General features: G+C 59.1%; 23 protein-coding genes. 11 read left to right on the plus strand and 12 right to left on the minus strand.

The window, feature by feature from the left end:
* Positions 1–11: 11 nt before the first annotated feature.
* From EKN83_RS10965 to sppA, 4 genes are all read right to left on the minus strand, one after another.
* The gene (locus tag EKN83_RS10965; RefSeq protein ID WP_126800907.1) at positions 12–1,265 is read right to left on the minus strand and encodes a glycoside hydrolase family 18 protein; all 1,254 of its coding nucleotides are present in this window, start codon (positions 1,263–1,265) and stop codon (positions 12–14) included.
* 217 nt (positions 1,266–1,482) lie between these two features.
* Positions 1,483–2,124 (minus strand): bifunctional nicotinamidase/pyrazinamidase, encoded by a 642-nt coding sequence (gene pncA / locus EKN83_RS10970; RefSeq protein WP_025757381.1) that lies wholly within the window; start codon positions 2,122–2,124, stop codon positions 1,483–1,485.
* Positions 2,125–2,133: 9 nt separating this feature from the next.
* A complete protein-coding gene (ansA, locus tag EKN83_RS10975) occupies positions 2,134–3,150 on the minus strand; it encodes an asparaginase (RefSeq protein ID WP_008500705.1) in 1,017 nt (338 codons plus the stop codon).
* Between the two features lie 63 nt (positions 3,151–3,213).
* Complete coding sequence (gene sppA, locus EKN83_RS10980) at positions 3,214–5,070, minus strand: signal peptide peptidase SppA (protein WP_094918942.1); 1,857 nt, start codon at positions 5,068–5,070, stop codon at positions 3,214–3,216.
* Between the two features lie 167 nt (positions 5,071–5,237).
* Between sppA and EKN83_RS10985 the strand changes: the two genes are divergently transcribed.
* From EKN83_RS10985 to EKN83_RS10995, 3 genes are all read left to right on the plus strand, one after another.
* Positions 5,238–5,789: an NAD(P)H nitroreductase gene (locus EKN83_RS10985; RefSeq protein WP_045285253.1), complete on the plus strand. Its 552-nt coding sequence runs from the start codon at positions 5,238–5,240 to the stop codon at positions 5,787–5,789.
* Between the two features lie 116 nt (positions 5,790–5,905).
* The gene (gene selD, locus EKN83_RS10990; protein ID WP_059385745.1) at positions 5,906–6,949 is read left to right on the plus strand and encodes a selenide, water dikinase SelD; all 1,044 of its coding nucleotides are present in this window, start codon (positions 5,906–5,908) and stop codon (positions 6,947–6,949) included.
* Between the two features lie 4 nt (positions 6,950–6,953).
* The gene (locus tag EKN83_RS10995) at positions 6,954–8,867 is read left to right on the plus strand and encodes a DNA topoisomerase III (protein ID WP_045285254.1); all 1,914 of its coding nucleotides are present in this window, start codon (positions 6,954–6,956) and stop codon (positions 8,865–8,867) included.
* Positions 8,868–8,981: 114 nt separating this feature from the next.
* Here the strand turns inward: EKN83_RS10995 and gdhA are convergent, their stop codons facing one another.
* Positions 8,982–10,325: an NADP-specific glutamate dehydrogenase gene (gene gdhA, locus EKN83_RS11000; protein WP_126800908.1), complete on the minus strand. Its 1,344-nt coding sequence runs from the start codon at positions 10,323–10,325 to the stop codon at positions 8,982–8,984.
* Positions 10,326–10,553: 228 nt separating this feature from the next.
* On the opposite strand from gdhA, the gene EKN83_RS11005 reads away from it, so the two are divergent.
* Positions 10,554–10,826: a YnjH family protein gene (locus tag EKN83_RS11005; protein WP_025757376.1), complete on the plus strand. Its 273-nt coding sequence runs from the start codon at positions 10,554–10,556 to the stop codon at positions 10,824–10,826.
* Here the strand turns inward: EKN83_RS11005 and EKN83_RS11010 are convergent.
* Positions 10,786–11,202, minus strand: a complete 417-nt coding sequence (locus EKN83_RS11010; protein WP_126800909.1) for a pyrimidine (deoxy)nucleoside triphosphate diphosphatase — start codon at positions 11,200–11,202, stop codon at positions 10,786–10,788. The genes EKN83_RS11005 and EKN83_RS11010 overlap by 41 nt on opposite strands.
* 75 nt (positions 11,203–11,277) lie before the next feature.
* Between EKN83_RS11010 and EKN83_RS11015 the strand changes: the two genes are divergently transcribed.
* Positions 11,278–11,847 (plus strand): carboxymuconolactone decarboxylase family protein, encoded by a 570-nt coding sequence (locus EKN83_RS11015; RefSeq protein WP_025757374.1) that lies wholly within the window; start codon positions 11,278–11,280, stop codon positions 11,845–11,847.
* Positions 11,840–12,457, plus strand: a complete 618-nt coding sequence (locus EKN83_RS11020; protein ID WP_126800910.1) for a CDP-alcohol phosphatidyltransferase family protein — start codon at positions 11,840–11,842, stop codon at positions 12,455–12,457. The genes EKN83_RS11015 and EKN83_RS11020 overlap by 8 nt, the downstream gene beginning before the upstream one ends.
* Here EKN83_RS11020 and EKN83_RS11025 read toward each other — a convergent pair.
* From EKN83_RS11025 to xthA, 6 genes are all read right to left on the minus strand, one after another.
* Entirely contained in the window at positions 12,454–13,761 is a 1,308-nt protein-coding gene (locus tag EKN83_RS11025; RefSeq protein ID WP_126800911.1) for a sulfurtransferase, read from the minus strand. The two genes, EKN83_RS11020 and EKN83_RS11025, sit on opposite strands and share 4 nt — an antisense overlap.
* A gap of 73 nt (positions 13,762–13,834) precedes the next feature.
* A complete protein-coding gene (locus EKN83_RS11030; protein ID WP_126800912.1) occupies positions 13,835–14,455 on the minus strand; it encodes an ATP-binding cassette domain-containing protein in 621 nt (206 codons plus the stop codon).
* A complete protein-coding gene (locus EKN83_RS11035; protein WP_126800913.1) occupies positions 14,455–15,984 on the minus strand; it encodes a thiamine ABC transporter permease in 1,530 nt (509 codons plus the stop codon). The genes EKN83_RS11030 and EKN83_RS11035 overlap by 1 nt, the downstream gene beginning before the upstream one ends.
* The gene (locus EKN83_RS11040) at positions 15,957–17,117 is read right to left on the minus strand and encodes an ABC transporter substrate-binding protein (protein ID WP_409513607.1); all 1,161 of its coding nucleotides are present in this window, start codon (positions 17,115–17,117) and stop codon (positions 15,957–15,959) included. Before EKN83_RS11040 ends, EKN83_RS11035 begins: the two co-directional genes overlap by 28 nt.
* A 15-nt stretch (positions 17,118–17,132) precedes the next feature.
* A complete protein-coding gene (locus tag EKN83_RS11045; RefSeq protein ID WP_126800915.1) occupies positions 17,133–17,816 on the minus strand; it encodes a TVP38/TMEM64 family protein in 684 nt (227 codons plus the stop codon).
* A 6-nt stretch (positions 17,817–17,822) separates the two neighbouring features.
* Positions 17,823–18,629: an exodeoxyribonuclease III gene (gene xthA, locus EKN83_RS11050; RefSeq protein WP_126800916.1), complete on the minus strand. Its 807-nt coding sequence runs from the start codon at positions 18,627–18,629 to the stop codon at positions 17,823–17,825.
* Positions 18,630–19,062: 433 nt separating this feature from the next.
* On the opposite strand from xthA, the gene EKN83_RS11055 reads away from it, so the two are divergent.
* The 5 genes from EKN83_RS11055 to astE are packed head-to-tail and all read left to right on the plus strand — an operon-like array spanning position 19,063 to position 25,085.
* Positions 19,063–20,283 carry an aspartate aminotransferase family protein gene (locus EKN83_RS11055; protein WP_126800917.1) on the plus strand — a complete coding sequence of 407 codons (1,221 nt, stop codon included), beginning with the start codon at positions 19,063–19,065 and terminating at the stop codon, positions 20,281–20,283.
* Positions 20,280–21,314, plus strand: coding sequence for an arginine N-succinyltransferase (gene astA, locus EKN83_RS11060; RefSeq protein ID WP_025757366.1), 1,035 nt, complete (start codon positions 20,280–20,282; stop codon positions 21,312–21,314). Before EKN83_RS11055 ends, astA begins: the two co-directional genes overlap by 4 nt.
* Positions 21,311–22,798 (plus strand): succinylglutamate-semialdehyde dehydrogenase, encoded by a 1,488-nt coding sequence (gene astD / locus EKN83_RS11065; RefSeq protein ID WP_126800918.1) that lies wholly within the window; start codon positions 21,311–21,313, stop codon positions 22,796–22,798. The genes astA and astD overlap by 4 nt, the downstream gene beginning before the upstream one ends.
* Entirely contained in the window at positions 22,785–24,110 is a 1,326-nt protein-coding gene (gene astB / locus EKN83_RS11070) for an N-succinylarginine dihydrolase (protein WP_104556287.1), read from the plus strand. The genes astD and astB overlap by 14 nt, the downstream gene beginning before the upstream one ends.
* Positions 24,111–24,119: 9 nt before the next feature.
* Positions 24,120–25,085, plus strand: coding sequence for a succinylglutamate desuccinylase (astE, locus tag EKN83_RS11075; protein ID WP_126800919.1), 966 nt, complete (start codon positions 24,120–24,122; stop codon positions 25,083–25,085).
* Positions 25,086–25,383 lie beyond the last annotated feature (298 nt).

Consider the following 25,383-nt stretch of genomic DNA (forward strand, 5'->3'; position numbering starts at 1 on the left):
CACAATGCAGCTTAGTGCGGGATCCCCAGCGACGCCGCCAGCTGCTTCGCTAACTGGTTTTCGTCATCCGCGCCATACTCCCAGAACATCGCCCCGGCGAGGCCTTTCGCTTTGATATAGTCCGCTTTGATGGCAACGGAACGTGGGTTCTCATACGAAATCGCAAACAGCGCGTTGCCATCGGCACCCTTCACCGAGAGCCACGGCACTTTCGCCTGGTCGTCCCAGTGCTCTGTAAAGCGCTTCTGCGGATCGTTCAACAGCTTTTTCACGATATCGTTGTACTTCACGTAGGTATCTTTGGTCAGGTCATAGCCGAGTGATCTGAACAACCCGATCTCCTGTGGCCCGAAGTAGGGCTGGGTAACTGGATTTTTTTGTGCGTCGGGTTTGCTCCAGTCAATGCCCGGCTCCACGGCGCGTTTCGGCACGCGGCCATAGAAACCGATCCCAAGGTTCATCTGCTGCGGCTTCAGCCCGGCGGCCAGATAGTTGTTCACCACAAAATCGACGCTGTATTTATCTGCGGCGGCCACCGTCGGCCAGGTGCTGGAGTCATACAAATTGGCGTTGAAATATTGCGTTCCGTACGCCATGTCGTAGGTCATCAGGTTGATGTAGTCGAGCAGGGGAGCGATGGCGGTGACATCCACCCAGCTTTTCGGACTTTCCGCGTTGGCGCCCACCGCAATGGTCACCAGCTTTTTGTCTCCGAAGGCGGCGCGCATCTCTTTTAGCAGGGCGGTGAAGTTATCCCGGTCGGCGGGCTGGCTTGCAACCAGACCCCATGCGCCATTCACCGGGTACTCCCAGTCGAGATCGATCCCGTCCAGACCGTACCTGTCGACAATCTCCTGCGCGGAGCGGATAAACACCGCGCGGCTCTCTTTGGTTGCCGCTGCGCCAGAGAAACCGCGTGCGCCCCAGCCGCCGACGGAGAGCAGGACCTTAAGGTTCGGGTTTTGTTTGCGCAGGGTCGGGATGAATGCGAGGTCGGAGGCGACTTTGGGTGATAACCAGATCTGGTGCAGCCTGGTCGAGTCTTTCAGCGCGGCGTTGGTTTCGTCTTTTTCGTCGTTATAGATCAGACCAAACGAGTAGTTGAGATGCGTAATCTGGCGGACGTCTAATTTGTTGATGTCGCCACCCGGTCCGGCAGTGACGTCACCTCCGCCGTTAAAGTAGCCTACGGACATCAGGTTACTGGCAGAAGCAACGGAAGCGCACAGCAGGGGCAAAGCTGCCAGCAAAGGCATACGTTTCATACAAGTTCCTCTTTGACATAATAAAATTAACCACGCCACGGAAAAGGCGTGGCGAAAAAACAACCTGATGAGAATAGCATTGCCGCTTCGCTGAGGATGCGAGGGAGTTCACTTTATGGGAGATCGGAGAGGGGTTGCCGGGTGGCGGCTTCGCCTTACCCGGCCTACGCTCGATATGTAGGCCGGGTAAGGCGAAGCCGCCACCCGGCATAAAAGACTACGCCTGCGTTTCCAGCCAGTCTTCGAGCGTATACAGCGTCGCGCCTTCCGCGGCCATGTCCATAAACGCCTGGGCACTGTCCTGCGGCTGAATATTCACCCCACGGCAACCATCGGTGATGACGCTGACGGTATAGCCTAACTGGAGCGCGTCCAGCACGGTAAACTTCACGCAGTAATCGGTTGCCAGTCCCAGCACAATCAGCTCCGTGATTTCATGGTGACGTAACCACGCGTCCAGCGCCGTTTTCTGGCGATGCCCGTTATCAAAAAACGCGCTGTAGCTGTCGATAGCCGGGTTTTCCCCTTTATGGAACACCGCATCGATGGCTTTCTGTTTCAGGAGCGGATGCAGTTCCGCGCCTTGTGTCTGCTGTACGCAGTGATCCGGCCAGAAGGTTTGTGGCAACCCGTCGAGTTCTCCCTGAGTGAAAGGCTCGACGTGATGCTGGCTGGCAAAGCTGCCGTGATTCGCCGGGTGCCAGTCCTGGCTTGCGACAACGGCTTCACCACGGGCTTTGCACCAGTCAATCAGCGTGTTGGCCACGTCAACGGTGCTGTCACCCTCGGCGACGGCCAGTGCACCGCCCGCGCAGAAATCATTTTGCAAATCGACCAGTAGCAGGGCGCGTTGCTTCATGAGACCTCCTTATTCGTCAGGCGTCAGTTCGCCGCGCAGGTTTTGCATCATCGCGCTGCGAATGGACTGAATATCCAGATCCTGGCTCAGTAAATAGTGAAGTTTAGTCAGCGTTGCTTCAACGGTCATGTCGAAGCCGCTGATCACCCCCGCATGCGCCAGCGCGTTGCCGGTGGCATAGCCGCCCATATTGACTTTACCGGACATGCACTGCGTCAGGTTCACCACTACAATTCCGCGCTCGCTGGCCTCCTGAAGCTCTTTCAGGAATTCGCCGTTCTGCGGCGCATTGCCCACGCCATAAGAGCGCAAAATCAGCGCTTTCACCGGCTGGCGCAGGAAGTTGCGCACCACGTCCGCAGAGATCCCTGGGTAGATGGTGACCACGCCAATCGGTTGCGGCGTGATCGGATGCACAATCAGCTCGCCTGCGGTGTTTGGCGCAGGCGGGGTTCCCAGACGACGAATATGAATACCGGCTTCCAGCAGCGGCTGAAGGTTAGGTGAAGCGAATGCGTCAAACCCGTCGGCATGGGCTTTGGTGGTGCGGTTGCCGCGATACAGGCGGTTGTTAAAGAACAACGACACTTCGTTAATCGGGTAATTCGCCGCCACGTACAGGGAGTTCAGCAGGTTGATCTGACCATCGGAGCGCAGTTCCGCCAGCGGAATTTGCGAGCCCGTCACGATAACCGGCTTGCTCAGATTCTCCAGCATGAAGGAGAGCGCCGAGGCGGTAAAAGCCATGGTGTCGGTACCGTGGAGGATCACGAAACCGTCGTACTGGTCGTAATGGGCTTTGATGTCATCCGCGATGTGCTGCCAGTCTTCTGGCGTCATATCGGAGGAGTCCATCAGCGGCTCATACTCGTGGATAGTGAAGTCAGGCATTTCCGGACGATGGAATTCTGGCATCAGCGCAAGCTGACGCTGAAGGTGGCCGGAGACGGGGATATAGCCGTTTTCAGAGCGTTGCATACCGATGGTACCGCCAGTGTAGGCTACATAAATCGATTTCTTCTGCATGGTAGTGAGTTCTTGTTCTTCAAAAGAAAAAAATCCCCTCTTCGCGAGAAGAGGGGACGGTTTTTAACGGACGTTCGCGCAGGTCAGGCAAAACGCGTAACGACTTTGTGGATCATTAAAGGCCGCGAGCTTATCGCTTTCCGCTTTCATCGCTTTTGCCGCCGTGGCGACGGGCGCGGGCAGATAGGCCTGCAGCGCCTCCGGCAGCATGGCGCGCACGGAGCCGGACATGCTGTCCATGACCATATCAAAGAACGACGGCTCGTCCTGATAGTATTCAACATGCCACTGTTTCAGCTTCGCCAGTTCAGCGGCCTTCTTCACCGCGTCATCGAAGTCGCCCAGGCTGTCGACCAGACCGTTGCTCTTCGCATCCTGGCCGGTCCAGACGTGGCCCTGGGCAATCTGGTCGATCTGCTCAGGCGTCTTTTTACGCGAATCCGCCACCAGGGTGATAAAGCGTTTATAGCCGTTCTCAATGCTGAGCTGCATCATCTCAGAGACTTCCGGCGGCAGAGATTTTGTCACCGACACATCCGCCAGCGGGGAGGTCGCCACGCCGTCGGTATGCACGCCCAGAGAATCCAGGCTGTTTTCCACGGTGTTGATCACCCCGAAGATGCCAATTGATCCGGTCAATGTGCTTGGGTTAGCCACGATGTAGTTCGCGGGGGTTGAGATCCAGTATCCCCCGGAGGCGGCCATTCCGCCCATGGAGACGACGACCGGCTTGCCGGCGGCACGCGCGGCAGCCAGTTCAGCGCGGATCACCTCGGAGGCGCTGACGCTGCCGCCAGGGCTGTTCACCCGCAGCACAATCGCTTTCACTTTCGGATCCAGGCGCGCATCGCGGATTTGTGAAGCCGTGGTATCACCGCCCACGTTCCCCGGCGTCTCCTGACCGTCCATGATAGCACCGTTGGCAAAGACCACCGCGACGCTGTCACCGTTCTCATCCGGTTTTTTCGCCGAGTAATCGTACATGCTGATGGCACTGTAATTTTTGTCCTCTTTGCTCCAGCCAAACTGTTTGCTCAGGGATTTTTCAATTTCGGCGCTGGTGCCCAGGGCATCAACCAGTTTGTTGTCTAGCGCATATTTCGCGGTATCGCCATCTACCTTACGCAGGCCGTCCAGCACGCCCTGTGCGCCAGGGAACACCTGTTCCGGCGTAATCTGGCGGTTAGCGGCAACGGTGCCCAGATAGTTCTGCCACAGTTCGCCAATCCAGCGGCTGTCCGCTTCACGGGCGGCAGGGGACATATCATCGCGGATGAACGGCTCAACGGCAGATTTATAAGTCCCGACGCGGAAGACGTGGGTGGTGACCTTCAGCTTGTCGAGCAGCGATTTGTAATACAGACCGTTGGTGGCAAAACCGTGCAGATCGACCGTGCCCTGTGGGGAGAGCCAGATCTTATTGGCAAAGCTCGCCAGATAATATTGCCCCTGGCTGTAGCTGTCGCCCACGGCAATCACCGGCTTGCCGCTGTCGCGGAATTCGCGCAGCGCTTTACCGATGTACTGCATGGAAGGCTGATCGCCGCCGGCAAAATCTTTCAGATCCAGCACGATCCCGGTGATGTTACGGTCGTCTTTGGCCTGACGAATGGTATCGACAATATCAAACAGGGAATTTTCCTGCAGACGGTCTGATGTCGCGCCAAACAGCTGGCGGCTGATTACCCCCAGACGGCTGCTGGCGGACGGTTTATCAACAATAACGCCGGTGATATCGAGTAACAGCGCCCCGCGAGTCGAATGCTGCGCCTGATTCGCGTTACTGATGTGCATCCAGATGCCCGCGCAAACCAGAACCAGGAAAATGAAGAAGATGTTCATCACCAGGTTGCGGACGAAGTTGAGCAGTCGCCACGTCCATTTAAAGAAACCGGCAAAGATTCGCCAAAGGGTTCGCATGTATTCTCCCTAACCAGAAAATGACTGTTTCCGTCGCCACTGGACGGTAATGTTGGGTTATCGTAATGACCCAACCGCCACTTGTCAGCAGGAATCGCCTGCCAGGCTGTAACAAAATCTGCCGTCGTGTTAATTTTGTGAGTAAATTTCAAGAAAGGAGTTAACCAATGGATGCACTCGAACTGCTTGTTAACCGCCGTAGCGCTTCACGTCTGGCCGAACCGGCCCCGGCGGGCGAACAGCTGGAGAACATTCTGCGTGCCGGTATGCGTGCGCCCGATCATGGCACTCTGCAGCCGTGGCACTTCTTTGTGATTGAAGGCGAAGGCCGCGATCGTTTCAGCCAACTGCTGGAGCAGGGCGCGGTGGCCGCAGGGCAGGATGAGAAAGGTATCGACAAGGCGCGTAATGCTCCGTTCCGCGCCCCGATGATCATCGCTGTCGTGGCAAAATGCCAGGCTGACCATAAGGTGCCGGTCTGGGAACAGGAAATGTCTGCCGGCTGCGCCGTGATGGCGATGCAAATGGCCGCTGTCGCGCAAGGCTTCAACGGCATCTGGCGCACCGGTCCGCTGACCGAAAGCCCGGCGGTCCGTGACGGTTTTGGCTGCGGCGAGCATGACAAAATTGTCGGTTTCCTCTATCTCGGTACCCCGCAGCTCAAAGCCTCCAGCACCATCAGCGTGCCGGACACCACGCCTTTCGTCAGCCGTTTCTGATAACGCACGCTAAACTGTCTGGATTCTGAGCATCTGCCGCAGAATTCAGACAGTCATACTTACCTCTTTATGGAATGAGCGCTACCATAGCGCGATTGAGATGACAGGAGACGTCCATGAGCGAGCAAACCATTCGTTTAACGCAGTACAGCCACGGAGCCGGTTGCGGTTGTAAAATTTCCCCGAAAGTGCTGGAGACCATCCTGCACAGTGAACAGGCGAAGTTTGTCGACCCGAACCTGCTTGTCGGCAACGAAACGCGTGACGATGCAGCGGTTTATGACCTGGGTAACGGCACCAGCATTATCAGCACCACCGACTTCTTTATGCCGATTGTCGACAACCCGTTCGACTTCGGGCGTATTGCGGCCACTAACGCCATCAGCGATATCTTCGCCATGGGCGGCAAACCGATTATGGCGATCGCTATTCTGGGCTGGCCGATCAACACCATCCCGCCAGAAGTTGCCCGCGAGGTGATAGATGGCGGGCGTTTCGCCTGTCAGCAGGCGGGGATTGCGCTGGCCGGTGGTCACTCGATTGATGCGCCGGAGCCTATCTTCGGGCTGGCCGTCACCGGTGTGGTGCCGACCGAGCGCGTGAAGCGTAACAGCACCGCGCAGGCGGGCTGCAAGCTGTTCCTCACCAAGCCGCTGGGCATTGGCGTGCTGACCACCGCCGAGAAAAAATCCCTGCTGAAACCAGAGCACCAGGGGCTGGCGACAGAAGTCATGTGCCAGATGAACCTCGCGGGTGCCGCTTTCGCCAATATCGACGGCGTGAAGGCGATGACCGACGTGACCGGTTTTGGTCTGCTGGGACACCTCTCCGAAGTGTGTCAGGGGGCGGGCGTGCAGGCGCAGGTCTGGTATCAGGACGTGCCGAAACTGCCGGGCGTGGAAGAGTACATTGCTCAGGGCGCAGTCCCGGGCGGTACCCAGCGCAACTTCGCCAGCTACGGTCATCTGATGGGCGACATGCCTGAAGAATGGCGCAACCTGCTGTGCGATCCGCAAACTTCCGGCGGTCTGCTGCTGGCGGTCACGCCGGAGTCTGAAGCCGAGGTTCAGGCGACGGCTGCCGAGTTTGGCATTACCCTGACGGCGATCGGCGAGCTGGTGACCGCACGCGGTGGCCGACCGATGATTGAGATCCGTTAATTCGATGCGGTTGTTTATTGCCGAAAAGCCGAGTCTGGCGCGAGCCATCGCCGATGTGCTGCCTAAACCGCATCGCAAAGGCGACGGCTTTATTGAATGCGGTAACGGGCAGGTGGTTACCTGGTGTATTGGTCACCTGCTTGAGCAGGCGCAGCCGGATGTCTATGACAGCCGCTACGCCCGCTGGAATCTGAATGATTTGCCCATCGTGCCCGAAAAATGGCGCCTGCAGCCCCGACCTTCGGTCACCAAACAGCTCAACGTGATCAAACGCTTCCTGCATGAAGCGGCTGAGATCGTGCACGCGGGTGACCCGGACAGGGAAGGGCAACTGCTGGTAGATGAAGTGCTGGACTACCTGGAGCTGGCACCGGAAAAGCGCCAGCAGGTACAACGCTGCCTGATCAACGACCTCAACCCGCAGGCCGTTGAGCGTGCGATCTCGCGTCTGCGCGCCAACAGCGAGTTTATCCCGCTGTGCGTCTCCGCGCTGGCCCGTGCGCGTGCGGACTGGCTGTACGGCATCAACATGACCCGCGCCTACACCATCCTCGGGCGTAACGCTGGCTATCAGGGCGTGCTCTCCGTGGGCCGCGTGCAGACGCCGGTGCTGGGGCTGGTGGTGCGTCGCGACGAAGAGATTGAGAATTTCGTCGCCAAAGATTTCTTTGAAGTGAAAGCGCATATCGTCACCCCGAAAGAGGAGCGCTTTACCGCTGTCTGGCAGCCGAGCGATGCCTGCGAATCGTATCAGGATGAAGAGGGGCGTTTGCTGCATCGTCCGCTGGCGGAGCATGTGGTTAACCGCATCACCGGGCAACCGGCCATCGTGACCAGCTATAACGATAAACGGGAATCAGAACCCGCGCCTCTGCCGTTTTCACTTTCTGCCCTGCAGATTGAGGCCGCGAAGCGCTTTGGGCTTAGCGCGCAGAACGTGCTGGACATCTGCCAGAAGCTGTATGAAACCCACAAGCTCATCACCTATCCGCGTTCGGACAGCCGTTACCTGCCGGAAGAGCATTTTGCCGGACGCCACGCGGTGATGAACGCCATTAGCGTCCACGCGCCGGATCTGCTGCCGCAGCCGGCGGTGAACCCGGACACTCACAACCGCTGCTGGGATGATAAGAAGGTGGATGCCCACCACGCGATTATCCCGACGGCCCGCGCCAGCAGCGTTAACCTGACGGATAACGAAGCGAAGGTCTATAACCTGATCGCCCGTCAGTACCTGATGCAGTTCTGCCCGGATGCGGTGTTCCGCAAATGCGTTATCGAGCTGGACATTGCCAAAGGCAAGTTTGTCGCCAAAGCGCGCTTCCTCGCGGAAGCGGGCTGGCGCACCCTGCTTGGCAGTAAAGAGCGCGACGAAGAGAACGACGGCACGCCGCTGCCGGTGGTGGCTAAAGACGACGAGCTGCTGTGTGAGAAAGGGGAAGTGATTGAGCGCCAGACGCAGCCGCCGCGCCATTTCACCGATGCGACGCTGCTGTCGGCGATGACCGGGATCGCCCGGTTTGTGCAGGATAAAGATCTGAAGAAGATCCTGCGCGCCACCGACGGTCTGGGCACCGAAGCGACCCGTGCCGGAATCATCGAGCTGCTGTTTAAACGCGGTTTCCTGGAGAAGAAAGGACGCTATATCCATTCGACTGAGCCGGGACGCGCCCTGATTCATTCCCTGCCGGAGCTGGCCGCAAGGCCGGACATGACCGCGCACTGGGAATCGGTGCTGACGCAGATCAGCGAAAAACAGTGTCGTTATCAGGACTTTATGCAGCCGCTGGTGGGGACGCTTTATCAGCTGATCGATCAGGCGCGCAGCACGCCGGTGAAGCGGTTCAGAGGAATGGTGGCACCGGGGAGCGGTGCGAAGAAACCGTTTAAAAAGAAAAAGAGCGCGCCAGCCTCTTAAACCGTAGGCCGGGTAAGGCGTAGCCGCCACCCGGCGAAAACAGTTCTGCGGCCTGAAAGAAGCCCGGTGGCGCTAACGCTTACCGGGCCTACAGGTTGAAAACGCAGCGATTGCTTAAATCACACCCTGCCCAATCATCGCATCCGCCACCTTGACGAACCCGGCGATATTCGCGCCGCGCACGTAGTTGGTTTGCGACGCCTCTCCGCCGTATTCCACGCAGGCGTGGTGAATATCCAGCATGATATGGTGCAGACGCGCATCCACTTTCTCCGCTTTCCAGCCGAGACGCGCGGCGTTTTGCGCCATTTCCAGACCGGAGGTCGCCACGCCGCCTGCGTTGGCGGCTTTGCCCGGTGCAAACAGCACGCCCGCTTCCAGGAACAGATCGGTCGCCTCGATGGTGGTCGGCATATTGGCCCCTTCGGCCACCGCCTTCACGCCATTGCTAATTAATGTCCGCGCGGCGTCCACATCCAGTTCGTTCTGCGTGGCGCACGGCAGGGCGATATCCACCGGCACGTTCCACGGCTGTTTGCCTTCCAGCCAGGTCAGGCCAAACTCTGCGGCATAGTCGGCGAGACGGCCATCGCGGCTGGCTTTGACTTCGCACAGGCGCGCCAGCTTTTCCGCCGTAAAGCCCGCTTCATCCACCACCGTGCCTCTGGAGTCTGACGCCGTCACCACGCGGGCACCAAACTGCATCGCTTTTTCGATAGCGTACTGCGCCACGTTACCGGAGCCGGACACCGCCACGCGCATCCCTTCAAAGCCCAGGCCGTGGCGCTTGAGCATCGCCTCAGTGAAATAGACCAGGCCGTAGCCCGTGGCCTCCGGGCGGATCAGGCTGCCGCCGAAGGACAACCCTTTGCCGGTGAAGACGCAGGCGCTGTTGTTAGAAAGCTTTTTCATCATCCCGGCCATAAAGCCCACTTCGCGGGCTCCGACGCCGATATCTCCCGCTGGCACGTCGGTATCCGGGCCAAGGTGGCGGTAGAGTTCGGTCATCAGCGCCTGACAGAAACGCATCACTTCGCCTTCGCTTTTGCCTTTGGGATCGAAATCACTTCCGCCTTTACCGCCACCCATCGGCAGGGTGGTCAGCGCATTTTTAAAGGTTTGCTCGAAGCCAAGGAATTTGAGAATCGACAGGTTAACGGAGGGGTGGAAACGCATCCCGCCCTTAAACGGCCCGATGGCGGAGTTAAACTGCACGCGCCACGCGCGGTTAACCTGAACCTGATTACGATCGTCCACCCAGGTCACGCGAAACTGGATAACGCGCTCTGGTTCAACCAGGCGCTCAAGCAGAGACAGCTGACGATAACGTGGATTTTCTTCAAGGAAGGGCCACAGGGTGGTCATCACTTCACGAACGGCCTGGGCGAACTCGCTTTGATGCGGGTCGCGCTGCTGAACATGGGCAAGGAAACTTTCCAGAGAGCGTGTCTGATCCATAGATATAAGAACCTCTTATAGTTATTTGTGTCTATTGCTTATGCAATTTGTGTTGTTTTTTTGACTATACCACCCGCACCGCTTTGTGAAGCAAGCAGAAATTCATGCCGAAAGGGAAATTAATGACCCGGGGTAGGTCATAACAAAAAGCGATGGCGAGATAAATTAAAGGTTCCGCGTGGATTAACCGTTATAGTCTTTATCAGGACACGACAGGAAGATAAGTCTATGAACCGTTATGTATTCACCGCGTTATGTTTGATGTTCTCGGCCGGCGCGCAGGCTGACCGTATTCGCCCGGATGTGGAAGTGAATGTCCCGCCTGAGGTCTTTAGTTCCAGCGGCCAGAGAGCGCAGCCCTGTAACCAGTGCTGCATCTATCAGGATCAAAACTATTCCGAAGGGGCGGTGGTGAAGGCGGACGGCGTGCTGCTGCAGTGCCAGCGCGATGAGCGCGCCATCAGCACGAACCCGCTGGTCTGGCGTCGCGTAAAACAATAAACGCTTCCAGCAGCGGAATATCGGCCGGGGCTAAGGGGTAGCTGAACGCCTCTTCTGGTGTACACCACACCAGCGCGCTGTGGTAGTGCGCCGTGAGCTCGCCGCTAAAAGCGGGCACGTGCCAGGCATGCAGGTGGATCAACCGCTGCGAGACCTCCCGCTGGTGGCTGGCGACATACTGGCCCGGAAGGGCCACAATACCGAGTTCTTCCTGCAGTTCGCGGATAAGCGCCTCCGGTTGTGTTTCGCCGGATTCCACCTTTCCGCCGGCGAATTCCCACATCCCCGGTTGGTCAGCGTGAGCAGGGCGCTGTGCCAGTAAAATGTTGCCGTTTTTTTCGATGATGGCCGCAACGACATCGACTGTTTTTAGCATGGGCGTCAATACTTAATAACGAAAAACACCATATTATCGTGCCCTTTGTCAGAGTCCAGCCATCAGGAGAATCCGGTGAAAGAGACGTACACCTGGGTCGACCCCATCCCAACCCTTCCGGCGAGTTTAAAACCGATAGCCGCCATGCAGAAAAAACATTTTGGCGCCGTGCTAAACCCCACGCGCTGGTGGGGACGTATGCCGCGTCTTTTCTGGCTGGTGGCGCTGTTTGTCGGTTTTCTGGAGCGTCGTCACGCGCGCCTGACGCCCGTGCTGCGCTCCCTGCTCATGACGCGGGTATCGCAACTCTGCCACTGCGCTTTCTGTATTGATGCCAATAGCCTGCGGCTGGCCGAACGCTGTGGGGCGCTGGATAAAGTTCAGGCCGTGAGCAACTGGCAAGACTCCGCGCTGTTCACGAGCCAGGAGCGTGCGGCGCTGGCCTACGCCGAGGCGGTGACCGCCACGCCGCCCCGGGCGGATGAGGCCATCCGAACGGCGCTGAAACATCACTTCACGGACGACGCGATTACTGAGATGACGGCGCTCATTGCGTTTCAGAATCTCTCTGCCCGCTTCAATGCCGCCCTGGATATTCCGTCTCAGGGCCTGTGTGCCACGTTTAACGAGAAGCCTCATGCTTGATCGCCACCTGCACCCGCGGTTAAAACCGACACTGAATGGACTGGTGTCCGTACTGGATAAGCCGGGCATCACCCCTGACGGATTAACCCTGACCGGGTTTGCCATCGGCGTGCTGGCGCTGCCGTTTCTGGCCCTTGGCTGGTACCCCGCGGCGCTGGTCGCTATTGCGCTAAACCGCCTGCTGGATGGTCTGGACGGCGCGCTGGCGCGTCGGAGAGGGCTGACGGACGCAGGGGGATTTCTCGATATCGCGCTCGATTTTCTGTTCTACGCCCTGGTGCCGTTTGGTTTTGCGCTGGCGGCACCCGCTGAGAATGCGCTGCCTGCCGCCTGGTTGCTGTTTGCGTTTATCGGCACCGGCAGCAGTTTTCTGGCGTTTGCGGCGCTGGCCGCGAAGCACGACATTGACAACCCCGGCTATGCGCACAAGTCGTTTTATTACCTCGGCGGGTTAACGGAAGGGACGGAGACCATCGCGCTGTTCGTGCTGTGCTGCCTGTTTCCGGCGCACTTTGCGCTGTTTGCGTGGGTATTTGGCGCGCTGTGCTGGCTGACCACCACAACGCGCATCTGGAGCGGGTACGTGACGCTTAAATCACGTCACGCTTAGCGGGCGCTGTCGGGCCCGCGCTCGCCGGTGGAGACCGGGTTCTGCGGGTGACTGCTCCATTCGTACCAGCCGCCGTCATAGACTGCGGCCTTCTTCCAGCCCATCGCCCGGGCGTACATGAAGGCTTCAGACGCTCGCCAGCCTGTGCCGCAGTAAAACGCGACCTGTTGTTCCGGCAGAATGTTCCAGCGCTTCCACATGGTGGCAATATCGTCAGCTGTGCGCATGGTGCCATCCGGGTTATGAAAATCTTCCATGTGGGTGGCATCGCTGCCGGCGTGGCCCCAGCGGGCACCGGCAATGTCACCTTTGGGCTTGATGTAGCTGTAGCCGCTGGTTTCGCCGATGAACTCCGGCCACGAACGAATGCTGACCAGGGAGGCATCCTGACGGTGCAGCATCCCGCGTGCCTGCGTCATATCAACCATCAGTTGCGGCTGGCCGGGGATCGGCGTGCCAAAATCAGGGGCCGGCATCACCTTCGCTGGCGTACCGCGCTCAACCGGAAGGTTGGCATCTGACCACGCCTTCCAGCCGCCATCGAGAAGGCGCACATCTTTCACCCCCGCATAAAGCATAATCTGCGCCACGCGTGCGGCGGCGTAGACGTCACGGCCATACAAAATGACGGTGGTGTCGTGACGGATCCCGTGCTTCGCCAGCATCGCTTTCAGCTTATCGTCGGAGACTTTATTCCATAGCGGCTCGCTCTCCACTTCGTTGGTGTCGATATAGCCCGCGCCGGGAATGTGATTCAGCAGATAAAACTTCGGCGCGCCCCAGGCGGCCTCAATCACTTTCCAGTCACCCTCCGGTGCGGCAACCACCGGTTTACCCTGCTGAAGCTGATGGATCCACTGCGGGTAGACGAGCTGTTCGAAATGGGGCAGGCGCTGAAGGCGCTCGGGCGTCTGCAGGGCATCGCTGAGCAGCGAAACAGAATGGAATCCAGCTTTCTCCAGACGGGCTCTCACCGCCTGATTATCGCGCGCGTTCCCATACAGCGCGATGGCCGACGAGGGGGAAAGCTGATGCTGTTTGGCCCACAGCGCAATCTGCTCGTCGCTCATCGCGTCCAGCCAGGCGGCTGACAGATTAAGTGCGGCGGGTTCATGCCCGGAGGGACCGCTGAGCGTTTGCGGCCAGCCGTTATAGATGGCGCTGGCGCGGGTGTCGACAGGCGTGCCGTGCTGTGCCTGAAGCTGGGATAGCGTCATCGCGTTGGGCATATCAGCGGCCAGAGAGGAAAAAGAGGCGAGGCCGCAGAGCAGGGCCAGCGCGGTCAGTTGAGAAACACGTTTCATCGAATAACCTGACGTCAGTAAAAGAGGGGGGCATTGTCGTCTCTCCCGTCATGGAAAACATTGCGTTAGCACATTATTGCCAGCGAGAAATCTCAATCAGCTCGCCGCCGGGCGGAATATCGTCCTCATCGTGGGTGACCAGCACCACCGGAATATCGCGTGCGCGAACGGCGTCAAATACCCATTGCCGAAATGAGGCCCGTAGCGTCTTATCGAGGCGGCTGAACGGTTCATCCAGCAGCAGCGCCTGCGGCTCCGCGAGCAGGGCCCGCAACAGGCTGACCCGGGCGCGCTCCCCGCCGGAGAGGGTGGCCGGATCGCTGGCGTAACGGCCGCCCAGACCGGCGGAGTCCAGCGCCTGCTCGACCGCTTCCCGACGCGCGCCTCCGACGATCCGCTCAGGCAACGCCAGCAGCAGATTTTGCCCGACGCTGAATGTGTCGAACAGCAGCGCGTCCTGAAAGAGAATACCCAGCCCGCGGGATTCCACGGGAAGGGCGTCGCAACGACGCGCGTCGAGCCACAGTTCGCCCCGCGCCTGAAAATCGTCTGACAACGCGCCGATCATCCAGGCAAAGAGGGTCGATTTGCCGCTGCCGGAGGGGCCCATCAGGGTGACTATCTCCCCGCGGGGAACGCAAAAATTGACTTCGCGGAACAGCGGTTCGATGGTGAGATTTTTTACCTGCAACATTAACGTAATCCCTGGCGGTAGTGGCCCACGAACCGGGATAGCAGGGCGGCAAGGCCAAACACGGCCCCCGTAACCAGCAGTAACCCCAGCGCCCGGTTAGCCAGAAGCGGAATGCTGCCCCCGCTGCTGAGCGCGACGGTTTCGGTGGTCAGCGTGGCGAAACGCCCTGCGCCCAGCCACAGCGTCGGCATGTACTGCGCCATGCTGACGGAAAAGCCGGTGGCAAAGGCCAGCAGCGCAGGGCGTATCAGCAGCGGACATTTCAGCAGGCAGAAGATTTTTGTCCGTCGCCAGCCCAGCGTTCTGGCGGTAAGGAGAAGCCGGGGATCGATCCGGCGCCAGGCAGGTTGCAGCACCAGCAGCATCCACGGTAACACCCACAGCAGATGGCTCCAGAGCACGGCGGCATACTGCCCGTCGAGCCCCAGCTGCAACGCAATCGTATATTGGCCGGTGACGAGCGGCAGCGCCGGAAGGGCAAGCGGAGACCATACCCACACTGTGCCGCGCTGCGGTCCCCATTCCAGCCAGAGCGCGCTGACGACCAGACCGAGCAGGCTCGACAGCAGGCCGAAGGAGAGGCTGTTCCCCACAGGGCCCACGTCGTCCCGCTGCGCCAGCATCAGCAGCACCGCAGCGCACAGGACGCCGCATGCGGGCAGAAACCCGCTTACTGCGCTTTCCGGCAGAATGCGCTGAGATCGGCGGCGCGTCCCGGTGAGGTCGGCAACCGTGCGGCGCCATGCCTTCCAGAAGCCGTACCCCAGGGCGGCCAGGGCGGCCAGCAGCAAAAGCAGAACCAGGCACAGCAGCATCCCTTTCACCTGCTGCCCGGCATCGCCCTGGCTCAGCCACTGCCAGGCCAGCACGGCCAGGGTAGGCGGATTTCCGGGGCCGAGAACGATCGCCACATCCACAACCGACAGCGACCACGCGAGTACCGCCAGCATCACCGCGCCGAGGAGAGGGGCGATCGCCGGGAGGATCAGCCAGTTAAGTATCTGAAACCGCCCGTACCCGAAGGTTCGCAGGACGATCTTCTGCTGTGCCAGCCGTTTTTCCGGCAGTACGGCGTAAATTGCCCACAGCACAAACGCGCTCTCTTTTACGGCGAGCGTCAGCCCCAGCCCAACGCCGTAGCGGTCAAAGGGAGCCGTACAGACGGTACAGAGCTGATAGAACAGCCCGCCCTCGGCAAACAGCAGTAACGCGCTGGTGGCAAACGCCACGTGCGGGATCGCCAGCAGCCACGGCAGGCGGGTGGTGAGACGTCGCCAGCGTTTGCCGGGCCAGAAAAGGCTGACGAAAATCAGGGCAATCAGCAACGCGCCCAGCGTGGCGATGAGCGTTGAGACCAGCGTGGCGAGGGCCGCCTGCGGAAGCTGCGGGTCGTCCAGCAGCCTCTGCCAGTTTGCCGCAGAAAACGCCGGGGCTAACAGCATGGCGCCAGCGGGCAGGATCGGCAGATAGATAACCGCCATCGCCAGCCAGACCAGCCCGCTTAGCGGGTGCCGTAACGACGCAGCCATTCCTGCTCCAGCGCGTTCACCCAGCCGGACTGCGGCTCTGCAAGCACTTTCGGTAGCCCCTGAGGCGTATAGGCCTGCAAGCGCGTTGCTTCACTGTCAGGCAGCGCCCTGGCATCCAGCACGCTTGGGTCGCCCCAAACGGCGGGGTCAGCTTTGCGGATCTGCGCCTGCGGTGAAAGCAGGAAATTGGCGACCACCTTCGCGCCTGCACTGGCGCGGGCGTTGGCCGGAATCGCCACAAAATGAACGTTACCGATCGTTCCGCCGTGAAAACCAAAGCTGTAGCTGTCGGCGGGCAGTTCGCCGCGGGCGACTTTTTGCTGCGCATGGGCCGGGTTAAATGTCAGCGACAGGTTCAGACTGCCGCTGGCAAGCAGGGTATCCATCCGGGCAGGTGAGGGCGGGAAATCTTTTCCTTCGCGCCACAGCAGGGGATGGAGTGTGTCGAGATAATCCCAGAGCGGCGCGGTCACCTGGGCAAAGGTATCATCGGGCGCTTTTTGCAGCGCCTGTGGACGAGCGGTGAGTGCCAGCATCAGCTGCTCAAGGAATGCCGTGCCGGTAAAATCGGGCGGGCGAGGGTAGCTCATCTTACCCGGATGCTGCTGCGCGTAAGCCAGCAGCGCCTGCGGATCCGCCGGTGGCGCTGGCATGGTGCCTTTGCGGGCGATAAAGGTCAGCTGTGCGCCGCCCCACGGCGATTCCGCCCCGTCGGTGGGCACCGCAAAGTCTTCGGTAACGGGTTTGCGGGTATCGACATAGCGCCAGTTCGGCAGAGTCTGTGCCCATCCGCTCAGCAGCAGGTTAGCCTCTTTTAACGTGCGGAAATTTTCACCGTTGACCCACAACAGATCGACGGAGCCGTTGCTCTTACGCCCTGCTGCGGCTTCCGTCTGAATGCGTTTTACCGCGTCGGCAGCATCCGCCAGCGGGACGATCTTAAGGGTAATGGCATAGTGCGTTTGCATCTCACCGCTGACCCACTCCAGATAGCGGTTGACCGCAGGATCGCCGCCCCAGGCGTTAAACCAGACGGTCTGGCCTTTGGCCTGTTGTTGGATTGCCTGCCAGCTGTCGGCAGCACAGAGGGGGGCTGCCAGCAGCAGGCCGGTCAGAAACGCGCAAAAACGCACACGGCGCATAATGCCTCACTTTTTAGACAAGGGGGTGTAACGGGAAAAGAGCTGGCGCGTGACCAGCGGTAATAACCCCAGTAGTGTAAAGGCGAATACCATGCCCGGCGACAAAATATCGCGAAGCGATGCCACTTTTCCCAGTTCGCGCCCGGCGTTCAGAAAGACAACCGTCGCGGGCAGCATCGCCACCTGGCTCACCCACCAGTAGCGGAATACCCCCATGCGGGTCAGCCCCATCAGCAAATTCACCAGAAAAAACGGGAACAGTGGCATCAGGCGGAGGGCAAAAAGATAGCCCGCGCCGTCATGCGTCATGCCAGCGTTAACCGTTTTCATCTGCTGAGCAAATCGCTGCTGGACCCACTCACGCAGCAGATAACGGCTGGCGAGCATCGCAAGCGTTGCCCCGAGCGTCGAGGCAAACGAGACCAGCACGATGCCTTCACCCAGGGGAAACAGCGTCCCACCCAGCAGGGTCAGTATCGCTGCACCCGGTATCGACAGGGCGGAAACCAGCACATAGAGCGCAAAAAAGATCAGGGCGCTCTGCAGCGGCGCGTGGTCGACGTGGGCGAGTAACGCCTGCTGATGCGTTTTAATCTCTTCCAGAGAGAGTGTACCCGGCGGAAGGAGAACAAACGTCAGAATAAATGCGCCCAGAAGGGCGCACAGGAGAAGGATTTTTCGACTGTTCACGCGTCATTACAGCTTGAAGGTCGCCCACACTGGCGCATGATCTGACGGCTTTTCCATGCTGCGGATATCGTAGTCGATCCCGGTTTCGATGCAGCGTTCTGCCAGCGGCGCGCTGGCCAACAGAAGATCGATGCGCAGGCCACGGTTGTCGTCAAAGCCTTTTGAGCGATAGTCGAACCAGGAGAAGCGGTCCTGCGTTTCCGGGTTGGCATTGCGGAAGGTATCCACCAGGCCCCAGCCCAGCAGGCGCTCCATCCACTCACGCTCTTCCGGCAGGAAAGAGCATTTGCCGGTACGCAACCAGCGCTTGCGGTTCTCTTCGCCAATACCGATATCGCGATCCGTCGGGCTGATATTCATGTCGCCCATGATCAGCACCGGATTCTCTTTTTTGAGTTCGTTTGTCAGGAAGTCCTGCAGATCCTGATAAAACTTCGCTTTGGCCGGGAATTTTGTCTCGTGGTCACGGCTCTCACCCTGCGGGAAATAGCCGTTAATGACCGTGATATTGCCGAGCGCAGAAGGCACTTCCGCCATGATGATGCGGCGCTGGGCTTCTTCACCGTCACCGGGGAAGCCGCGGCGTACGGAAACCGGCGGCGCTTTGGTCAGCAGCGCGACGCCATAGTGACCTTTCTGACCGTGGTAAAAGACGTTATAACCGAGTTTCGCCACCTCTTCGAGAGGGAACATGTCGTCGTGGACTTTGGTCTCCTGCAGGCCAATCACATCTGGCTGATGTTGCTCAACGATAGCTTCAAGCTGATGAGGGCGGGCACGCAGGCCGTTGATATTAAAAGAGACAAATTTCATAGTCGCTGCCAGTGCAAGGTGAATAGTGCAAGGATGGTAGCAGAATTTACGTCAACTGTTACCGGCTTCGACCAATAACTGCGACAGATAATGCCGGTGGTGCAATATTTGCACCATTCTGACGCGCATCGCCCTCAAACAGGGCGTAAATGGCCGATAAATTTCGCGAGCGATCACAATTCCAGAATTATATTTGGCCTGTGCATACTCTTTCTGATTTTCATGCGGCAAAGGGCCGCTTGTCGTAAAAATATTCACTATTTATGCACTAATAGTGAATAACTCCATATTGTAACTCATTGATATTCTGTTCATCCAACCCGTTTATGCATTTTTATCGCTGGCTGGCACGAAGGCTGCAATCTACATTCACAGTGCAAACACTCAATTATTTAACATTCAAATAACCTTTTATTTACCGGATGAGGTCGCTATGTCTCTGTCAATTACGCGTGAAAATTTCGATGAATGGATGATGCCGGTTTACGCTCCGGCGGCTTTTATTCCGGTTCGTGGGGAAGGCTCGCGCCTGTGGGATCAGCAGGGTAAAGAGTATATCGACTTTGCGGGTGGGATTGCGGTAAACGCGCTGGGCCATGCGCACCCGGCGCTGCGGCAGACGCTGAATGACCAGGCGGCGAAGTTCTGGCATACCGGCAACGGCTTTACCAACGAGCCCGCGCTGCGCCTGGCGAAAAAGCTGATCGACGCGACGTTTGCCGAAAAAGTCTTTTTCTGTAACTCAGGGGCGGAAGCCAACGAAGCGGCGCTGAAGCTGGCGCGCAAATATGCCCACGACAAATTTGGTGCCCACAAGAGCGGTATCGTGGCGTTTAAAAATGCCTTCCACGGGCGCACGCTCTTTACCGTCAGCGCGGGCGGCCAGCCTGCTTACTCGCAGGATTTCGCACCGCTGCCGCCGGATATCCGTCACGGTATTTATAACGATCTGCAGTCCGCCAGCGAACTGATCAACGACACCACCTGTGCGGTAATTGTCGAGCCGATGCAGGGTGAGGGCGGCGTTCTTCCGGCACAAAAAGCGTTTCTGCAGGGGCTGCGCGAGCTGTGCGATCGTCACAATGCGGTACTGATTTTCGATGAAGTGCAGACCGGCGTGGGCCGTACCGGTGAGCTGTATGCCTATATGCACTACGGCGTGACGCCTGACGTGCTTTCTACTGCCAAAGCGCTGGGCGGCGGCTTCCCGATTGGGGCGATGCTGACCACCGATAAATTCGCCAGCGTGATGACCGTGGGCACCCATGGCACCACTTACGGCGGCAACCCGCTGGCCACCGCCGTCGCCGGGCAGGTTCTCGACATTATTAATACCCCAGAGGTGTTGAAAGGCGTTAAGCAGCGTCACGACTGGTTTGTTGAGCGTCTGAATGCCATCAACAGCAAAACGGGGCTGTTTAAAGAAATTCGCGGCCTGGGGCTGTTAATTGGCTGTGAGCTCACCGCTGAGTTTGCCGGAAAAGCTAAACTTATTTCACAGGAAGCGGCAAAAATGGGCGTGATGGTCCTGATTGCCGGTGCCAACGTGGTGCGTTTTGCTCCTGCGCTGATTGTCAGCGAGGAAGAGGTGCAAACCGGTCTGGACCGTTTTGCGCTGGCGTGTGAACAGGTGAAGTCCGGGGTGTCATCATGATGGTCATCCGTCCCGTTGAGCGCGGCGATCTCGCCGGGCTCATGCAGCTTGCCGGTAAGACGGGAGGCGGGCTGACCTCGCTTCCTGCCGATGAAAAAACGCTGTCGGCGCGCATTGAGCGCGCCCTGCAAACCTGGCAGGGGACGTTGCCAAAAAGCGAACAGGGATATGTGTTCGTGCTGGAAGACACCACCACGGGGACCGTGGCCGGGATCTGCGCCATCGAAGTGGCCGTGGGGCTTAACGACCCGTGGTACAACTACCGCGTTGGCACCATGGTACATGCCTCGAAAGAGCTGAACGTCTATAACGCGCTGCCGACGCTGTTTCTTTGTAATGACCACACGGGCGCCAGCGAGCTCTGCACGCTGTTCCTCGACCCGGCGTGGCGCAAAGAGGGCAACGGCTATCTGCTCTCCAAATCGCGCTTTCTGTTTATGGCCGCCTTCCGCGATCGCTTTAACGAAAAAGTGGTTGCGGAGATGCGCGGCGTGATTGACGACAAAGGCTACTCGCCGTTCTGGGAGAGCCTGGGCGAGCGCTTCTTCTCGATGGAGTTCAGCCGGGCGGACTACCTGTGCGGCACCGGTCAGAAAGCCTTTATCGCTGAGCTGATGCCGAAGCATCCTATTTATACCCATTTCTTAACGCCGGAAGCGCAGGCGGTGATCGGCGAAGTCCATCCGCAAACCGCGCCTGCCCGCGCGGTGCTGGAGAAAGAGGGCTTCCGCTACCGTAACTATGTGGACATCTTTGACGGTGGGCCAACGCTTGAGTGCGATATCGACCGCGTCCGTGCGATCCGTAAAAGCCGGCTGGTTGAAGTTGCCGAAGGTCAGCCCGCGCCGGGTGACTGGCCGGCGTGCCTGGTGGCGAACGAAAATTACACCAACTTCCGCGCCATGCTGGTGCGGACCAACCCGAAATGTGAACGTCTGGTACTGACGGCTGCAGAACTGGATGCCCTGAAATGTAACGCCGGCGATACGGTTCGCCTGGTGCGTCTCTGCCCTGAGGAGAAAACAGCATGACATTATGGATTAACGGTGACTGGGTCACGGGCGAAGGCGAACAGCGCGTAAAAACCAATCCGGTAGGCAAAGAGGTGCTCTGGAAGGGGAACGACGCCAGCGCCGCGCAGGTGGAACAAGCCTGCCATGCCGCACGTCGCGCGTTTCCGGCGTGGGCAAAACAGCCTTTCGCCGTGCGCCAGGCGCTCGTTGAAAAGTTCGCCGGGCTGCTGGAGGCGAACAAAGCCGAGCTGACGCGCATTATTGCCTCTGAAACCAGTAAACCGCGCTGGGAAGCGGCTACGGAAGTGACGGCGATGATCAATAAAATCGCCATTTCAGTGAAGGCCTACCACACCCGCACCGGCGAGCAGCATACCGAGATGCCGGACGGCGCGGCCACGCTGCGCCACCGTCCGCACGGCGTGCTGGCGGTGTTTGGTCCTTACAACTTCCCGGGGCATCTGCCGAATGGCCACATCGTGCCGGCGCTGCTGGCGGGCAACACCGTTATTTTCAAGCCGAGTGAGTTAACGCCGTTCACCGGCGAGGCGGTGGTTAAGCTGTGGGAACAGGCGGGCCTGCCGTCGGGCGTGCTGAATCTGGTGCAGGGCGGGCGTGAAACCGGTCAGGCGCTGAGCGCGCTGAGCGATATCGACGGCCTGCTGTTTACCGGCAGCGCCGGGACGGGCTATCAACTGCATCGCCAGCTGGCGGGGCAGCCGGAAAAAATCCTCGCCCTCGAGATGGGCGGCAACAACCCGCTGATCGTGGAAGATCCTGATGATATCGATGCCGCGGTGCACCTGACGATTCAGTCTGCTTTTATTACCGCCGGACAGCGTTGCACCTGTGCCCGCCGTCTGCTGGTGAAACGGGGCGCGCAGGGGGATGCGTTCCTTAAACGTCTGGTTGAGGTGAGTGCGCGTCTGGTGCCCGCCGCGTGGGATGCCGACCCGCAGCCGTTTATCGGTGGGCTGATTTCCGAGCAGGCCGCGCAAAACGTGCTGAAGGCCTGGCAGGACCACGTCGCTCGCGGGGCGAAAACCCTGCTCGAACCGAAGCAGGTTCAGCCGGGTACCTCGCTGCTGACGCCGGGCATCGTTGAGATGAGCGGGGCGAGCAACGTGCCGGATGAAGAGGTCTTTGGTCCGCTGCTCTGCGTCTGGCGTTATGACGATTTTGACAGCGCCATCGTAATGGCCAACAACACCCGCTACGGCCTGTCGAGCGGACTGATTTCGCCGCAGCGTGAGAAGTTTGAACAGCTGCTGCTGGAAGCGCGTGCGGGGATTGTGAACTGGAACAAACCGCTGACCGGTGCTGCGAGCACCGCGCCGTTCGGCGGCGTGGGCGCGTCGGGCAACCATCGCGCCAGTGCGTGGTACGCCGCAGATTACTGCGCATGGCCGATGGCGAGCCTGGAAAGCCCGGCGCTGACGCTGCCGGAAACGCTTAATCCGGGGCTGGACTTTACCGGAGGGGAACGTCATGAAAGCGCGTGAAGTCAACTTTGACGGGCTGGTGGGGCTGACGCACCACTACGCCGGTCTCTCTTTTGGTAATGAAGCCTCGACGAAGCACCGCTTTCAGGTCTCCAACCCGAAGCTGGCGGCGAAGCAGGGGCTGTTGAAAATGAAAGCGCTGGCGGATGCCGGTTTCCCGCAGGCGGTTATTCCGCCGCAGGAACGCCCGAACGTCGCGGTGTTGCGTCAGCTCGGTTTCACCGGCAGCGATGAGCAGGTCGTTGAAAAAGCGGGAACGCAAACGCCGCACCTGCTCTCTGCGGCAAGTTCGGCCTCTTCGATGTGGGTCGCCAACGCGGCCACCGTCGCCCCGTCAGCCGACACGCTGGATGGCAAAGTCCATCTGACGGTGGCGAACCTTAATAACAAATTCCACCGCGCCACCGAAGCGGAAACCACCGAGCGCGTGCTGCGCGCCATATTCAACCATGACGCCCATTTTGCGGTGCATCCGGCTCTGCCGCAGGTGGCAATGTTTGGCGACGAAGGTGCGGCCAACCATAACCGGCTGGGGGGCGATTACGGTGAACCCGGCGTGCAGCTGTTTATCTACGGGCGCGAGGAGGGCGGTCATTCTGCCCCTGTTCGCTATCCTGCGCGCCAGACGCTGGCCGCCAGCCAGGCGGTCGCCCGCCTGAACCAGGTCAATCCTTCGCAGGTGATTTTTGCCCAGCAAAACCCGCAGGTGATCGACCAGGGCGTGTTCCATAACGACGTGATCGCCGTTTCGAACCGTCAGGTCCTCTTCTGCCACGAGCAGGCGTTTGCCCATCAGGAGAAGCTGCTCGCCACGCTGCATGAACGCGTACCCGGTTTTATGCCGATTCAGGTGCCTACCCGGGCGGTGAGCGTCCAGGATGCGGTCGAAACGTATCTGTTCAACAGCCAGCTGCTAAGCCGTGATGACGGCAGCATGATGCTGGTCCTGCCGCAGGAGTCGCGGGATCATAGCGGGGTGTGGCGTTACCTGACCGAGCTGGTGAAGGCCGATAACCCGATTGACGAGCTGCGGGTGTTTGACCTGCGCGAAAGTATGGCCAACGGCGGCGGACCGGCCTGTCTGCGCCTGCGCGTGGTGTTGACGCAGTCAGAAATGCAGGCCGTTAACCCGGCAGTGATGATGAATGAGACGCTGTTTACTACCCTGAACGACTGGGTGGACCGCTACTATCGCGACCGGTTAACGCAGGCTGACCTCGTTGACCCGCAGCTGTTACGCGAAGGTCGCGAGGCGCTTGACGCGTTAACATCAATCCTGCAGCTGGGATCGGTTTATCCGTTCCAGCGCTAAGGAGTGGGTATGGAAAATTTACTGGCGCTGACCCTGGCTGATGAAACGCCGGAACAGAGTGAGGGGGAGGGCCCCTCATTCCACTGGCGGTGGGTGGGGCGTGGGGTGCTTGAACTGACGCCGGTTGTAGAGAGCGAACTCTCGCTACTGCTTTCGACCGGTATTCACGGGAATGAAACGGCGCCCGTGGAGATTGTTGACCTGCTGCTGCGCGCGTTGTATCGCAAAGAGATTACGCTTCAGTGCCGCGTGCTGGTGGTGCTTGGGAACCCACCCGCGCTGGCGCAAAACAAACGCTATCTGGTGAGCGACATTAACCGCATGTTCGGCGGGCGCTGGTCGCAGTTCCCGCAGAGTGACGAGACGGCGCGGGCGCAGTGGCTGGAGAACGTGGTGAGCGCGTTCTTTGCGGCGGCGGGGCCAGTGCGCTGGCATCTGGATCTGCACACGGCCATTCGCGCGTCTTACCATGTCCGCTTCGGCGTGCTGCCGCAGCGCAATCAGCCGTGGGATGAAGCGTTCCTCGACTGGCTGGGTGATGCCGGGCTGGAGGCGCTGGTGTTCCACCAGTCGCCGGGCGGAACCTTTACGCACTTTACCTGTGAACACTTCGGCGCGCTGGCCTGTACGCTGGAGCTGGGGAAAGCGTTGCCGTTTGGGCAAAACGATCTCACTCGCTTTGCGCCAACGCATCTTGCCCTGCGGGCATTGCTGGGTGGGGCGGCGCCCGAGCACACGCATCAACCCGTCGAGCGGTATCGGGTCGTACAGCAGATCACGCGCCGCAGCGATGCTTTCCAGCTTCATATGGCCGCGCACACCCTGAACTTCACGCCGTTTCGTAAAGGGGCGCTGCTGGCTGAAGATGGCGAAGAGCGTTACGAGGTACAGAAAACCACCGAGTATGTGTTATTTCCCAACCCCACCGTGGCATTTGGCCTGCGTGCCGGGCTGATGCTGGAAAAAATATCCTGACCTTTTCCCCTCTCATCACTCGGGAGGGGAAAAACATTTCTTAGCAATTAAAGCGCTCATACTTCTTTTGCGGATTATTCCTGGTGAATTGCTTTATTATTAATCCGCTCTCCGCTATACTTCTGCTCATTCTCTTTAAAATCATCGTGTTAAATATTATTTGTTGCAACTCTCCACGCTTTATCCTTATTTTCTCCACATTTGACGAAAATTTGTTTTTTACACTTTCATTGTTTTACCGTTGCTCTGACTAATTGACGATAAACCCCGTAAAGTTAATCTCGTCAACACGGCATAG

The sequence above is a fragment of the Enterobacter sp. WCHEn090032 genome (assembly GCF_003986875.1).
GTDB lineage: Bacteria > Pseudomonadota > Gammaproteobacteria > Enterobacterales > Enterobacteriaceae > Enterobacter > Enterobacter sichuanensis.